Raw genomic sequence first — 14,901 nt, 5'->3', positions numbered from 1 at the left:
AAAAGGAAACTCTGAATAATTTTCTGCTGGATGGACGAATTGAAATATCCAACAATCGTGCTGAAAATGCTATTAGACCTTATGTCACAGGCAGGAAAAACTGGCTCTTTGCCGATACGACCCGTGGAGCTAAAGCCAGTGCCCTTGTATACAGCATGATTGAGTCTGCGAAAGCGAATCAACTCAACCCATATATGTATTTGGTATATCTACTGTCAAAATTGCCGGGCTTGAAAGAATTAACGCAAGAATCTCTGACACCCTATCTGCCATGGTCACCCGAATTGCCATCATGGTGTCATAAAGACTCAAGCAAGACACCCCAAGATTAAGCGCTTACGACAATGCAACAAGTTATGCTGTTAAGCGTTCTATGATTGCAGGTGGACCATACACAACGCTAGCCACTGTTACGTCGCCGTCCTATATAGACAATGATGTAACAAATGGTACCTGTTACTATTATGTAGTTAGCGCATTAAACTCAACAGGAGAGAGCAAAAATTCAAACGAAGCTTCTGCCATTCCACAAGTAGCTAAACCCGAAGCACCAACAAGCTTAATCGCTAATAGTGGGAATGCTGAAGTAATTCTATCATGGAATAAAGTTAATACAGCTACAAGCTATAATGTAAAACGAGCTGGTACTTCTAATGGGGATTATACAACAATAGCAACAACTTCAACAGCTATATATACTGATAACAATGTAACAAACGGTATAACTTACTACTATGTTGTGTCTGCTGTAAATGCTGGTGGAGAAGGTGCAAATTCAAACGAAGTTTCAGTAACTCCACAAGTAGCTAAACCCGAAGCACCAACAAGCTTAATTGCTAATAGTGGGAATTCTGAAGTAACTCTATCATGGAATAAAGTTGATACAGCTACAAGCTACAATGTAAAACGAGCTACTACTCCTGGTGGGGATTATACAACAATAGCAACAACTTCAGAAGCTATATATACTGATAACAAGGTAACAAACGGTATGACTTACTACTATGTTGTGTCTGCTGTAAATGCTGGTGGCGAAGGTGCAAACTCAAATGAAGTATCAGTAACCCCCAAAAATCCTGCTGTAACCCTTGAGGTCACATCTGTCGATAAATCAAAGTTAGGAGACGAAATAACAGCCGGCATTGTAATACATAATGCGGATAAGATATGTGCAGAAGATTTAAAAATATCATTTGATACTACAAAGTTACAGTTTGTTAGTGCTGAAGGTGCTGATGGAATAAAAATATACAAGGAAGCTGATATGGAAACTGGAATTAAAAGATACATAACGGCGAGCCTAGGAAAAGCAAATGCCGCAAATGGCGATAAAATACTGCTTAAGCTAAAATTCAAAGCTATTGTAAAAGGTGAAGCAAAGATTGATATAACAAATGGACGTATAGCAGACAATTCAACACTAGAAATGGATGTAGAAGAAAAGAACTGCGGCGAAAAAATTATATTAATAGAAGGAGTAAAGGACGTTAACCGTTCAGGAGAATATACACTTCTTGATTTGGGAATTGATGCTTGGTACTATGGCGATGTGGCATCTGCCACAGATACATTACAGTATAATGCTGATCAAGATGGAAATGGAACAATCGATGATGTCGATTTGTCCCAAATAGTAATGGAAATAATTAATAATACAAATTATCCTGTAAATAACTAAAAATAGAGTTCAAATACTGATGTAACTCTAAAATAGAAAATAGCATTCATACTAAAATGGCTATTTGGGGTTGTGTAGGTAATTGCAATATTAGTTTAAACAGAATATAAATATAATAACCAAAAAGGGAAAGAATCTCGATGATGATTCTTTCCCTTTTATAATGGGATAAACACCAATTAGAGGGAGGTGTTAAATGGCTACAGAAGAAGTCGGCAACCTGGCGGTAAAAATATCAATGGATCAGACCGGTTTTCAAAACGGGATTTCAGGAATAAACAGACAGCTCAAGGTTGTACAGTCCGAGTTTCAGGCTGCCGGTTCACGAATAAGAGATTTTGGCAGCAGCACCGAAGGCTTGAAGCTTAAAGCCGACAGCCTGTCCAGGCAGCTAGACCTGCAAAGGCAAAAGGTGAAGGCATTGGAGCAGGCTTTTCAAACGTCAAGCGAGCAAAAAGGCAAGGATGCAAAAGCGACTCAGGAGCTTGAGATCAAGCTGAATAAAGCAAGGACTGCACTCGGTCAAATGGAGGATGCTCTTGCCAAAACAAACAAGCAGCTGAAGACAAAGGGTTGGTCGGATTTATCAAAAAGCCTTGATGACGCAAGCAAAAAAATGAAGTCGGTGGGTGATGGCTTCTCAAACGTCGGGAAAACACTTTCCACATCTGTCACGCTCCCGTTGGCAGGCGCGGGAACGGCTGCAACAAAGCTTGCAATGGATGCTGTAGAGTCAGAAAATCTTTTTGATGTGTCTATGGGCGATATGGCAGAATCAGCCCGCAAATGGTCCGAGGACATATCAAAAAGCCTTGGACTGAATTCCTATGCGGTGCGTCAAAATGTGGGAACCTTCAATGTCATGCTTACCTCGATGGGACAGTCAAAGGCTGCGGCTCTTGAAATGTCGGAAGGGCTGACACAGCTCGCCTACGATATGGCTTCCTTTTACAACCTGAAGCCGGAGGAAGCCTTTGAAAAGCTTAAATCAGGAATATCAGGAGAAACCGAGCCGCTTAAAAGTCTTGGAATACTTATTAATGACACACAGGTCAAAACCTATGCCCTTACAAACGGCATAATCAAGCAGGGGCAGGAGATGCTAGACAGCCAGAAGATACAGGCAAGATATGCCCTTATCATGCAGTCTACCTCAAAAGCCCAGGGTGACTTGGCGAGGACAATGGATAGTCCGACTAACCAACTTCGTACTATGAAAGAGCAGGTAACACAGATAGGCATCCAATTCGGTCAGATACTGATACCAATGGTGCAAAAGCTTATTACAGCAATTAAACCCCTGCTTGACAGCTTTATGAAGCTGACCCCTGCCCAACAGGAGCTGATAGTAAAAATAGGGTTAATCGCAGCTGCAATAGACCCGGTTATATTGATTATAGGGAAATTAATAACAGCTGTTGGGGCGATAGCAGGTGCGTTTTCAGCAGCATCGGGAGCAATTGCAACAGCAGGTGGATTTGCTGCGGTGGCAACAGGCCCTATTGGTATAACAATAGCTGCAATCTCAGCAATTGCTGCTGGAGCATTTCTGGTTATAAAAAACTGGGGGCCTGTAAGTGGATTCTTTAAAAACTTATGGAATGATGTCTCAAGCTGGACTGTTACGGCTTGGAACAATATAAAAAACTTCTTTACAGGCATTTGGGACTGGCTGAAAAGCTTTTTTACAAATTGGGGACCTGAAATATTAGCAGTAACTGCTCCGTTCATAGGTATTCCACTATTTATATTCCAGCACTGGGAACAGATAAAGGAACTTCTTTCGGGCTTGTGGGAAGGAATCAAATCAGCTGCAAAAACAGCTTGGAATGGGATAGTTAATGTAATATTGTCAGTCATAAATCCGTTTATACATACTGCACTAAACATATGGAGCAGCATGAAGGACGGCATTACCAGCATAATGCGGGGGCTGAAGGAGGTATTAAACGGAATATGGACAGTCATAAAAAATATATTTTTAGGTGCGGTGCTGTTAATAATAGATTTGTGTACAGGCAATTTTACCAAATTAAAGGAAGATGCATCAAGGATATTTGAAAACCTAAAAAATGCATTAAAGCAAATATGGGAAGGAATCAAATTGATATTTACAGGTAGCCTAAAGGCTATAGCAGGCTTTTGGACAACAACCTGGGAAGGCATCAAAAATGCGACAATTACAATATGGAATACAATAACAACAGCAGCGGTTGTAGCCTTTGATGCACTCAAAAATGGAGTCACAGCCATTTGCAATGATATAAAAAATGGAGTTGTTGGGATTTGGATAACTATAGTCGATTTCTTTAAAAGCTTACCAAAGATCCTATATGATCTTGCAGTAAGCATGTTTACCTCAATGAAAAAGGGTGTTGAAAATACGGTGGCTAGTGTAAAAAATGCGGTTGTAAACGGTATAACTACTGCTGTTGATTGGATTAAGGCTTTACCCGGACAAGCATTGGAATGGGGTTCTGACTTTATAAATGGCTTCAAAAAGGGCATCTTGAATGCAATAGACAGCCTTATAGGGACCATTAAAAATGTTGCAGAGAATATCAGAAGCTATCTTCATTTCAGTACACCTGACATAGGACCCCTTGCAGATTATGAAACCTGGATGCCTGACTTTATGGCAGGTCTTGCTTCCGGCATAGAAAAAAGTAAGGGACTTGTAACAAATGCAGTTAACGGACTAGCCTTTGATATGAACGTCAATATGAGAAATGGAACATCAGGAATTAGAAACACAGTTCCAATGGCAGCCTCAGCAGGCATTACCGTTATAAATCATGGAACGATTGTCGGTCGGAATGGTATGGACGAATTCGCTGATATAATAAGCAAAAAAATAGCAGGCAGATATGGACTTAGTACTGGGGGAAGGTGGTAACAAATGTTAACTCATAGAGGCGATACTATTACTTATTTATTCGACTTCTTCCTCGAAAGGTGGTAACACATGCTAACTCAAATATTCATCACCCCTCCAGGCGGTAATGAGGAAGAAGTAAAAGCCTATGACAGCTGCAGAACAAATATGAGCACAACCGATAGGGCAGGTTCTTTTTCACTTACAATACCATCGTTTTGCACAGATATATTCAATAAATACCCTGTTGGCTCTGATGTTCGAATAATACAAAATGACAGTATATTCAGAGGTTGGGTGCTTAATCCTGCAAGAAAGAAAAATGGAGCTGCAAATATCGTTGAAATAAGCGGGCTAAGTTATACGGCAAGACCGCAGAAAATACTTGTAACAGAAAACTATGTTAATAAGAGGATATCCGATATAGTTGTGGATTTATTTCAGAAATATGCACCACAGTTCAATCTCGACAGCGTAGCAGATTGTGACAAAGCAATATCAATAAAATTCAACGATGTGTTCCTGTTTGATGCAATGGAACAGCTATCTGATATAAGTGGGTACGAATGGTACATAGATGAGCCTGTATCTGAACAAATAGATACACAGCCTCAAGGCTCAGGTTGGGCTGAACTTGTTGAAATGCTAATACTCAAGGTACCGTATCCGTCAGAAAGCTTATATCCAGCGGTAGATTTATATCCAGTTTAGGTGGTGATGAAATGGGCATATTGGCAGTACACTTTTTGCCAAAGGGGAGCAGAAAAAATCCATTAAGAATAACTGATGGTACCTATCATAAAGGCTCGGCAGAGCTTGTACCGGATGCAAGTAATATAGTAAACCGTTTATGGATAAAAGGCGGTAAAGCAACAAGTGAATTGTACACGCAAAATATAACGGTTGGAGCATTGCCAATACAGCTCTATTACAGTCCAAGAGCTCCCATTACCGTAACTGTTGACGGAGTCTCAAAAACACTTGGCATTCAGAATATAGATGAAGCAGGAATGCATGATTTTCTGATAAACGCAGCGGAAAAGCTGCTAATACCTGATTTATGTACATCAGGCAACGGAATCATAACTTATAAATATGAATACCCTATAAAAATACTATTGGAAGAACCGGCAAGCCAGCAAATGTATGGGGTATTTGAAGATATCCTTCAAGTGGATACCGATGACAAGGATTTAGCACTTGAACTTGGCTTTAAGCATCTGTATAAATACAGCCAGCCCATAATATCAGGTAGCATAAAACCATTTAAGGGAATATATAAGGCGGGCGAGATTATCCGCGTAATGATACCAGGCATTAACATAGATGCCGACTTGCAAATAAAAGAAGTATCCTACAACAGCGTACCTATGAAGCCGGTAGAAATAACGCTGCAGCTTGAAACTCCTGAAAGGGATTTAAGTAACATATTAAAAGAAATGGCGAAGCGAATTGCTAAGCTTGAGAAAACTACATATGCAGACAGCGAGGGTCCAGTTGAGAAATATGTTGCTAAAGAAGAAAACTACAAATGGCTTGAAGAAGGCGAAAAAACAGAACCTCTACGAAGCCAAGAGTGGATATTCTGGCAGGAAGCAAGTGAAAAAGCAGAACCATTAAGAATAGAAGAGCTCATGGCATGGAAAGAGGATGCGGCAAATACAGCGCATCCTTTATTATTACCTTTAGATTCCTTGTACCCGTTAGAAACATTATACCCATAGGAGATCAAATATCTGCTCCAAAGAATATAGCTAATTAATAACTAATTAAAAGAAAGGAAAAGTATAATGGGTTACATTATACATGATGATAGAAATGATTGAAACAGCAAGCTGGCTTGGACAGTGGGAGATAGAAATTAAAGAACAGAATAAAGTAAAAGAAATAATACCTCTTGAGCATAATTTGATTACCGATGCGGGACTTAACATGATATGCGACATGCTTTCAGGTGCAATCACAGATGCAAAAATCAAATATATTGCTCTAGGCAAAGGTACAGCTGCACCTGCAAATACAGACACAAAACTTGGTAGCGAACAATTCCGAAAAACAGTAACCAGTCAGAATAAAGATCCAGTAACAGCTGGAAAGCTCTACACCGAGCTATATATAGCAGACACCGAAGCAAATACCTTTAAGTGTGAGGAAATAGGGTGGTTTGCAGGAACAGGTGCAACAGCATCAACAAATTCAGGGATATGTATAGCACGTATTCTATACAGCAGGCAAAAGGCATCAACAGAGAGCTGGACTATCCGCCGTACAGACACTATATCAAGGGGGTAGGTGAAAAATGGCATTAGGAGATTATATAAAAACAATATATGTCAACGGAGCCGCACCGGGAATATCCGCAGAGAGGCTAAACAGAAATGAGGATAAAACTGCGGAACTGGATACAGCTGTTGCTGCACATATATCGGATAGTATCTACCAGGCAGCAGGTGGAACAGCAACAGCGATAACACTTACTATCGGTGAAACGCTAGTAAATGGGTTTCCTATAACATTTATTGCATCTGCTAATAATAACGCAGCTGCAACTACCATAAACTCAAAACCTTTATACAAGCCGAATACAACTATAACTCCTGTGCTAATAGCAGGAAAGGCATATACCGTTTGGTACAGCAGTAGCGGCAACTGTTTTTTTATCAAAGCTAGTGCAGAGGGTGATGTCGTTGCTGCAAATGTACTAGCAGGAAAGACATTCAGCAACGATAATGATACCGGACTAACAGGAACAATGCCAAACAATGGTGCGGTTAGCAAATCTTTACCTATCAATGGCAGCTATACAATACCAGAGGGCTATCACAACGGAAGCGGTAAGGTCTCACAGTCGATAACAAGCAAAGCGGCGGCTACATATAACCCAAGCACGTCAACACAAACTATTGCGGCAGGTCAATATTTAAGCGGAGCACAAACTATTGCTGCTGTAACAGGCACAACTACAGCCGATAAAGTGGATAGCGGATATACTTTTAGTAGTGCTAGTGGCATAAATTTAACTGGTACAAGCACAAAAAAGCGTTGGGCATATGCTGATGTTTGGCTTGGTTCTCATAATGTAGCACCTCCTTTTACAGTAACAGGGTTAGGGTTCAAGCCATCAACAATACTTGTATTATGTGAAACTACTATAAATTCAGACGCATATCAAATAACGTCCGAATATTCAACTGGTATATATCAGAGTGTGGCCACACTTGCTAGATATAAAAGTGTTACATACGGAGATAGCTATACTTCTTACCAAGCAATTATTCCAACATGGTCAGTAGGAGCAGGTACATTCTCATTCAGTGCGGGTAGTTATGGTTTTACATCGGTAAAGTATTGGGCATTTGAATAAAATTAAAAAGGGGAATGTGTAAAATGATAACAAGAATTATTTATGACAAAAGAGGTCAGATAATCAGCCAAATTCAAGGAAGTGATTTATATACACCAGTAGGAATACCATATTTAGATATAGAGATACCTGAAGGCAAATATGTAACAGGTATAGATGTATCGGCAACACCTAATGTGGCTGTATTTGAGGATTTACAAAAAACAGAAATACAAAACCTTAAAGAAGAAAATACAAAAATAAAATTAGCTTTGGCAGAACTTGCCGAGATGGTGGCAGGAGGTGTAGCATAATGGATAAGATTTATTATGACCTAATAAAAGATGGACTAAAGATAATCAGTGATGTGCCTGAAAAGTGGAAAGCTGCTGTGCAAGCATTATTAGATGCAGATACAACTGCAGTATACCTATAAATTTATTATCTGTAATGGTAAAATAGAAATATGTTTAAAAAATCGCCTAAAAGGAAGGGGTAGTTTCTTGGAAATTTCAGAGGTTACCATTAATATTGATTTGGAACATATAGATTTATCATATGATTTCAGTGCATTTATGGCTAATATGTACATAGAGTCAGATGAATTTGAATATCCACATTCTCAATATATAGCTTTGCCTGCAATGATTCTAAGATGGTTTTTAAGAGAATTAAGGTTGATAGTCGGGAAAAATAATAAAATTAAAGAGAGAAGTATTTATTTTTATCCTGACGTAAATAACTATATAGTTATAGAATATATGGGGGAAGGGATGTTATGTTTAAAGCTTGTAAAGAGAAAATTGGAGAAGAACTTTAATATTATCAATACAATAATTTCTAAAGAAGCTGTTAATGAAAAAAACGTTATATATTGCTTATTTAATGATCTTTTTTTAGAGATATATAAAAAAGCAGAAGAACTTCTTAATAAATTAGAGCGATTTGAGGAACAGGGTGGAGATTTACTTGTACTTAAAGAAGAATTAAAATACTCGGAGAAGATAATAAACAAAATACAAAAAGGCAAAAAACAATAATAATACATTTGTTAGGGACTTACTTATTTCGAGGTAGGTCCTTTTGTTTTGAAGTAATATAAAAAGGTGACAAATCAATACAATATGAAAATGCAACAATACTTGATTTAACGGGAGAGATATATAACAGTCTCTCCCTATCTTTTTGCCAAAAATACTATTCCCAAAGTAGTTTAAGCTAATTATTAGCAAAAAAGTATAAAAACAAAAAAGTATAACAGCAGAAATTAAAAAAGTGGAATAACAAAGTAATAAAAAGTCTATTTTTGAGGACAAATTTTATAGTTATAGGGGGAAAAAACACATGAAAAATATGCTTCACACCATTCAAATAATATTTACAGCGATAGGCGGATATATAGGCTGGCTTATGGGAGGATTTGATGGTTTTATGTATGCACTGCTTGCATTTGTAGCCATCGATTATATTACAGGGCTAATGGTAGCAGTGCTTGAGAAAAAGCTGTCAAGCGATATAGGCTTCCGTGGAATATTTAAAAAGATACTAATTTTTATCATGGTTGGTATCGCAAACATCATAGACATCTATTTAATCAAGAACGGTAGTGCGATACGTACAGCCACAATCTTTTTTTACATAGCCAATGAATCAATAAGTATATTTGAGAATACGGGGAAAATTGGACTGCCAATACCGGAAAAACTAAAGAAGGCTTTGGAGCAGCTTAACAAGGAGGATAAAAGCAATGAGTAAATCAGTATATTTAAGCCCGTCAACACAAGAGAAAAATGTTGGTGTAGGAAACTATGGCACAGAGGAAAAAATGATGAACAAGGTGGCGGATGCTCTTGAGAGAGTACTAAAAGGTCATGGACTTACAGTATATAGAAATAAGCCAGAAATGCTACTTGCACAAGTGGTAACTGATAGTAACAACAAAAAGCCTGACATACATTTTGCAATACATTCAAATGCATCAAATGGTAAGGCAAGAGGCTGTGAGGTGTATTGTCACAAATTTGGTGGAGAAGCTGAGAAGCTGGCAAGAGCAATATATACTGAATTATCGCCCTTAACGCCAACCAGTGATAGAGGAGTTATGGAGGGATACAACCATTTCGGCACTGGTAAGCCTCTTTATGAACTGGCAAAAACAAATGCCCCTGCTGCCCTGATAGAAATTGCATATCACGATAATTCTGAGGATGCAAAATGGATTACATATAATATAGAAGAAATAGGTATAGCTCTTGCAAAAGGAGTGTTAAAATACTTCGGAATTGAGCATATTTCAGAAAACCATGAAATTGGACAGGCAGTTAAGCTAATGAAGGAAAAAGGTATCATATCTGATACAGATTACTGGGTTAACAATGCCATAGCTGGAAAAACAGTAAAAGGTGACTATGTTGCTATTTTGATAAAAAGAGCAGCAGAGATACTATCAAAATAAGATTAATTTAAAAATTAAAAAACCATAGAAGTTATTAAAAAAAACAGTAGAAATATAATGTAAACAAATTGATAAAATGAGGCTGTACTACTTGCAATATCATAATTCTACGATTAACACGAATCATACTGGAGAACCCTTGCAAAATCAGGCTTTAGAGCATAAAATTTCGTGATAATATTTTTTGATCAAACTGCTCGTCAATCAATGGAACACAATGGTATTCGTGATAATCTAACTACTTCAGCCCATATAGTCGCTTAATAAGATCTTCATCATTCATAGTAAATCTGTCAGCGTTGACAAATTCTTTCAAGGGGCTATCCTTTGGGGTTGCGGCTTCAATTGCTTTTCGTTTCATTTCTGTGTCAGCATGGGCGTAAATCAATGTGGTTTCCACCTCGGAATGCCCAAGCCACTGAGAAATTAACGCAAGGGGCATTCCGTGCTGATACAAATGCATAGCACGTGAATGTCTGAACAAGTGTGGGTGAACATTATCTGGGACTTCTGGACAGTTTTCTTTTGCAGAAACTCCATAATCTCGAATAAGTCGCCGAGCATTATCTTCAGTCATACGCTTGTTTCCATCGTTGCGTTTGACGTAAAAAAGATATTGCTCAGAGTACATGTCGGTTTGCGAATGAAACACATTAAGATAACGTTTCAAATGCTTGACAGTCCCCTCCATCAGTGCAACTTTTCGCGTTTTATTACCTTTGCCGTGAAGTGTTACAGTTGGAGTACCAGTGAGTTGCAGGTTGCATAGGCGAATGTCCAGAATTTCCTGTATTCTTGCACCGGTGTCGTAAAGCATTATCATTAAAAATCTGTCTCGAAGCTCTTTTTCACTTTTACCGCTGGGTTCTGCTAAAATAGCTTTAATCGCAGCTTCACTTAAATACTTGACATTGCTTTTCTTTTCGCACTTAGTTGCTTTGATTCTACCTATCTCGTCTGCTTTAGCGACGAGATAGGGCTCGGCATCCGCAACAAACGAGAAAAACGCATGAATTGCGGCAAGCCGCTGATTCTGAGTTGCTACACTTGCTCCGCGTTCAGATTCAATCCATTCAAGGAAGGCGGAAACTGTATTGCGGTCAAGCATATTAAATGTAATGTCTGTTATCCGAATATTCTTTTGCATCTTTATGAAGTCAAGCAACAATTCAAGTGCATTTTGGTATGCCCTAATCGTATTGGGACTGCACTTGCGCTGTTTCGGAAGATATTCGGTGAAGTATTCACATATTAGGTTAAATAGCTTAGAATCTTTTACCGCTTTCATTTGTCTACCTCCGGCAACAAGTTCTCAAATGCCGAAAGGTTGACACCCGCTGAACGTACGATACATTCCGGCAATAGATGAACGTAATAAATTGTACTGTTAAATGTTTCATGACCCATATATGCTCGAAGATAGGGCAACATTGCTTCAATATTGCGTCCTTCGTCGAGCCAGCGGTGAATTACAGTTGAAGCAAAACAATGTCGCAAATCATACGGTCTAAACGGTGGAAGTTTATCTTCCGGAATATAGGGGTTTGCTAAACGCCAGCAAGCCCTGAATAATTCCCATAACCTATCTGAATCGTAAGGATTGTTGCCATTGCCAGGAAAGAAAAACATGCCGTCTGTTGATAGTTCTTTTCTTTTTACGTCATATTCTAAGCACAAACATAACATATCATTTGACATCACTACAATTCGCTCTTTGTGCTGCTTGTTATGGCGTATGAGAATTTCACCGTTTTGAAGATTAATATCCTTGACTTTTAGCTCTCGCCCCTCGTTCGGTCGCAATCCACAAGTATACAGTAGACGGAAAAGTATAGGAGCAATAATGGATGCTCGACTGTTTTTCCTCGGCTTCAACGAATCGACAGCCGCAAAAAACGCCGTTAATTCACCATTGCTTGGAATATATGGAACAAATCCTGATTTTGCAAGTACAAAATTATCAGGCAAAATATACGCTGTTTTCCCTATTGCGTTAAGGTATTTTCCAAATTGCCTCACAACAGACGATTCCTGCTTGTTTTTAGACACTTGCGATTTCTCGGACAACCACCCAAGGGCTATTTCCCTTGTTAAAACATCTGTGCTTGGATAATGCTCAGAACAAAATTTGTCAAAAGATTTAATGTAGGGCAGTATAGATCCCATTTCTGTACCGAATGCTTTTTTCAACGATAAGAATCCGTCCAAATCGTAACTAGATTTACTTATGAACTCCGTCATTCCGCAGCACCGCCTTTCGGAACAATACCTTGGAAATTTAAGGCACACTCCTTTAGATGGATACTGTCAAGCGAAATGTACTGCTTTGTGCTATCTAAATCACCATGCCCCAAAACCTGAGAAACAGTGCTTACTGGAATTTCAGCAGTAACCATATTTTTGCCAATAGCACGCCGAAGGTCGTGGAAAGTCCCACTCTTCAGACCGGCTTTTAATTTATAAAGGGCATAAATACCCCCGATAGCTCCATAATGAGACAATGGGGCGTACGGTGCTTTAACAGAAATAAAAACTTCTTCGTACTCACGAATCACTTTCCGTATAGGTGAAATGCGACCATTCAAGATATAGTCTTTTAAAGCTGCACCGACATCTTGAGTTAGCGGCAAGGCAAGAGGGACTCTCGTTTTCTTTTGAAGGATATGGATTTCTCCGGTTCGCCAATCAATATCGCTTAATTTTAGTGCGGCAATATCGCAGGCACGGAGTCCGGTGACTATTCCGAGAAGTATTATTGCATAATCTCGTTTGCCACGTGGCAAACTGCGGTCTATCTGTTTCAATACGGCGGCAATTTCATCTTGGGGTACGGCACGTAGGATTTTCTTTTCAATGGCTACTTTGAAGGAAAATATATTACTAAAATCCTTTGCTATATAACCACAATTAAGGAAAAATGTATACGACCGTTTGAGTCTTCCCTTTAGTTGTGCCAATGTTGCCGGGCAATATTTTTCGGAGCAATAAATAAGATAATTTCGTAATATTTGACCGGTAACATTTTCCAAGTTATCGCAACCGTTTTTTAGTAGCCAGTCAAAGTGTTGACGCAATTCACTTATTGCAGTTGGTTTTACAGTTTTGCCCCAGTCATGGCTGTTGGCAATAAAATTATCAAGCACGATACCGAAATGCCCGCCTATTTGAACACGATTCCCGTGTTTCGGCTTTCTTATGCCATTCCCATTTTGAAACATCAGCAGCCTCTCTGCTCCTGCTATAAGCCGATGGAATGTTCCGTAGCTAATCTTGCCGTCTTTGAATCTTGTTTCCGTTGCCGAAACATACTCCGATATAGATTTAGTGTTAAATTCAACGATATTATGTTTTTCGTGAACCCTAATGATCGGTGCATATACAGTTTCGTACTCATTCCAAGCAGTGAAAGGCGAATAGCCTTTGTCTATCATAGTCTGCACAGCCTGTAGGGCGGTTTCTTGCAGCGTCATATTTAACCATTCCTTTCCTTCAATAGGTTATTTTCAGTATGACACAAGAAACCAAAATTATACCGAGTTATCACTAATCCTACTATTTTCCTGTTAAATACTCGTGCTTTTCATACCGAATATTATCACGAAATTTTATGCTCGATAGTCTGAATTTGCAAAGGTTCTCCAGTATGATTCGTGTTAATTGTAGAATTATGATAAGGCAAGTTATAAAGAATTCTTTATAACTTGCAAGATAAGGCTTTCAGAGTTAATATGTGCATAAGGAAATTTAATAAGGCCGCCATGTCTTCTGGGTGTTTGCACCACCCAGAAGCCAATGCAGGTAATAAGCCTACCTACACCGACAGCATAATGCTGCCACAGCGACCCTGTGTATATTATATCTTGTACAGAATATTTTTACAATAATACATACAGGCGCAGTGTGGGGTTATATCAATCCTGCAGTGCGCCTTTTTCAATTTCCTTTCAATAGAATTTGAAAGGAGAATACATTTATGTGTAAACAACCTGAAAAAAGCTTTGAAGATGCTTTTATCTGTTTTATCAGCGGAAGGGTATCCGAGGATTTGGCTGAGTTGTACTTAAGCAATAATAAATATATCCAGTTGGGCTTGGATATAGAATCATGCAGTGAAGAAATTTTATCTGTTGTTCCAAAAGAGAAGCAGAAGGAGCTTTGTCAATTACTGGACAAATATACTGGTATCAATGGTCTTATGGGAGCCTTGGTAAATGAAATCCTTTATACCCAGGGTTTAAAGGATGGTATAAAGCTTGGGTGTATCCTTGAAATAGGTAAAGGAGCATTTAAGCTATGAGTAACTTGATTCTTACACTAGCAGGTCAATCTGCTTATAATTATATAAAAATAAGCAGTATAAGGCTACAAGTGAGCTGGCTTTATGGATTCAAATTCACTCTCGGTGAAAAGAAAATTGTCAATGAGCTTGAATTAATAAGGCTAAAACCAATAGAAAATAGAATGCGAAAATACATTAGAGGTCTGGACGAATATCCAGCCTCTTTTTTATATAAATAATACATTTTTATATATACATTAAAAGGGGCAAA

Annotated in this window: 17 protein-coding genes; 14 read left to right on the top strand and 3 right to left on the bottom strand. The window is 38.6% G+C overall.

The window, feature by feature from the left end; genetic code table 11:
- From LY28_RS17085 to LY28_RS17035, 12 genes are all read left to right on the top strand, one after another.
- The coding region (locus LY28_RS17085; protein ID WP_133250206.1) for an IS66 family transposase at positions 1-332 on the top strand (332 nt) is incomplete at its 5' end.
- Positions 333-373: 41 nt separating this feature from the next.
- Positions 374-1,678, top strand: a complete 1,305-nt coding sequence (locus LY28_RS17080; RefSeq protein WP_110463394.1) for a fibronectin type III domain-containing protein — start codon at positions 374-376, stop codon at positions 1,676-1,678.
- 196 nt (positions 1,679-1,874) lie between these two features.
- On the top strand, positions 1,875-4,574 hold the full coding sequence (locus LY28_RS17075; protein WP_110463393.1) for a hypothetical protein: 2,700 nt from the start codon (positions 1,875-1,877) through the stop codon (positions 4,572-4,574).
- A 69-nt stretch (positions 4,575-4,643) separates the two neighbouring features.
- Positions 4,644-5,264, top strand: a complete 621-nt coding sequence (locus LY28_RS17070; RefSeq protein WP_110463392.1) for a hypothetical protein — start codon at positions 4,644-4,646, stop codon at positions 5,262-5,264.
- An 11-nt stretch (positions 5,265-5,275) separates the two neighbouring features.
- Positions 5,276-6,277, top strand: coding sequence for a phage tail protein (locus LY28_RS17065; RefSeq protein ID WP_110463391.1), 1,002 nt, complete (start codon positions 5,276-5,278; stop codon positions 6,275-6,277).
- An 82-nt stretch (positions 6,278-6,359) separates the two neighbouring features.
- Positions 6,360-6,845 carry a hypothetical protein gene (locus LY28_RS17060; protein ID WP_133250205.1) on the top strand — a complete coding sequence of 162 codons (486 nt, stop codon included), beginning with the start codon at positions 6,360-6,362 and terminating at the stop codon, positions 6,843-6,845.
- A 7-nt stretch (positions 6,846-6,852) separates the two neighbouring features.
- Positions 6,853-7,917, top strand: coding sequence for a hypothetical protein (locus LY28_RS19605; RefSeq protein ID WP_242981390.1), 1,065 nt, complete (start codon positions 6,853-6,855; stop codon positions 7,915-7,917).
- Positions 7,918-7,940: 23 nt separating this feature from the next.
- A complete protein-coding gene (locus LY28_RS17050; RefSeq protein WP_110463389.1) occupies positions 7,941-8,210 on the top strand; it encodes a hypothetical protein in 270 nt (89 codons plus the stop codon).
- Positions 8,210-8,332 (top strand): CD1375 family protein, encoded by a 123-nt coding sequence (locus LY28_RS19400; RefSeq protein WP_207658130.1) that lies wholly within the window; start codon positions 8,210-8,212, stop codon positions 8,330-8,332. The genes LY28_RS17050 and LY28_RS19400 overlap by 1 nt, the downstream gene beginning before the upstream one ends.
- Before the next feature lie 67 nt (positions 8,333-8,399).
- Positions 8,400-8,936, top strand: coding sequence for a hypothetical protein (locus tag LY28_RS17045; RefSeq protein ID WP_110463388.1), 537 nt, complete (start codon positions 8,400-8,402; stop codon positions 8,934-8,936).
- 304 nt (positions 8,937-9,240) lie between these two features.
- A complete protein-coding gene (locus tag LY28_RS17040; RefSeq protein ID WP_110463387.1) occupies positions 9,241-9,651 on the top strand; it encodes a phage holin family protein in 411 nt (136 codons plus the stop codon).
- The gene (locus LY28_RS17035; protein ID WP_110463386.1) at positions 9,644-10,351 is read left to right on the top strand and encodes an N-acetylmuramoyl-L-alanine amidase family protein; all 708 of its coding nucleotides are present in this window, start codon (positions 9,644-9,646) and stop codon (positions 10,349-10,351) included. Before LY28_RS17040 ends, LY28_RS17035 begins: the two co-directional genes overlap by 8 nt.
- Positions 10,352-10,589: 238 nt before the next feature.
- On the opposite strand, the gene LY28_RS17030 is transcribed toward LY28_RS17035, so the two are convergent.
- The 3 genes from LY28_RS17030 to LY28_RS17020 are packed head-to-tail and all read right to left on the bottom strand — an operon-like array spanning position 10,590 to position 13,821.
- Complete coding sequence (locus tag LY28_RS17030) at positions 10,590-11,639, bottom strand: tyrosine-type recombinase/integrase (protein ID WP_110463385.1); 1,050 nt, start codon at positions 11,637-11,639, stop codon at positions 10,590-10,592.
- Positions 11,636-12,592, bottom strand: coding sequence for a tyrosine-type recombinase/integrase (locus tag LY28_RS17025; protein ID WP_110463384.1), 957 nt, complete (start codon positions 12,590-12,592; stop codon positions 11,636-11,638). The genes LY28_RS17030 and LY28_RS17025 overlap by 4 nt, the downstream gene beginning before the upstream one ends.
- Positions 12,589-13,821, bottom strand: a complete 1,233-nt coding sequence (locus LY28_RS17020; RefSeq protein WP_110463383.1) for a tyrosine-type recombinase/integrase — start codon at positions 13,819-13,821, stop codon at positions 12,589-12,591. Before LY28_RS17020 ends, LY28_RS17025 begins: the two co-directional genes overlap by 4 nt.
- 503 nt (positions 13,822-14,324) lie before the next feature.
- On the opposite strand from LY28_RS17020, the gene LY28_RS17015 reads away from it, so the two are divergent.
- Complete coding sequence (locus LY28_RS17015) at positions 14,325-14,648, top strand: hypothetical protein (RefSeq protein ID WP_110463382.1); 324 nt, start codon at positions 14,325-14,327, stop codon at positions 14,646-14,648.
- Positions 14,645-14,869 carry a hypothetical protein gene (locus LY28_RS17010; RefSeq protein WP_110463381.1) on the top strand — a complete coding sequence of 75 codons (225 nt, stop codon included), beginning with the start codon at positions 14,645-14,647 and terminating at the stop codon, positions 14,867-14,869. Before LY28_RS17015 ends, LY28_RS17010 begins: the two co-directional genes overlap by 4 nt.
- The last annotated feature ends 32 nt before the right edge of the window (positions 14,870-14,901 follow it).

The organism is Ruminiclostridium sufflavum DSM 19573, from assembly GCF_003208175.1.
Classification (GTDB): Bacteria; Bacillota; Clostridia; order Acetivibrionales; family DSM-1351; genus Ruminiclostridium; species Ruminiclostridium sufflavum.
Note: the sequence above shows the minus strand (reverse complement) of the source record. Positions and strands in the feature narration are given on the sequence as shown.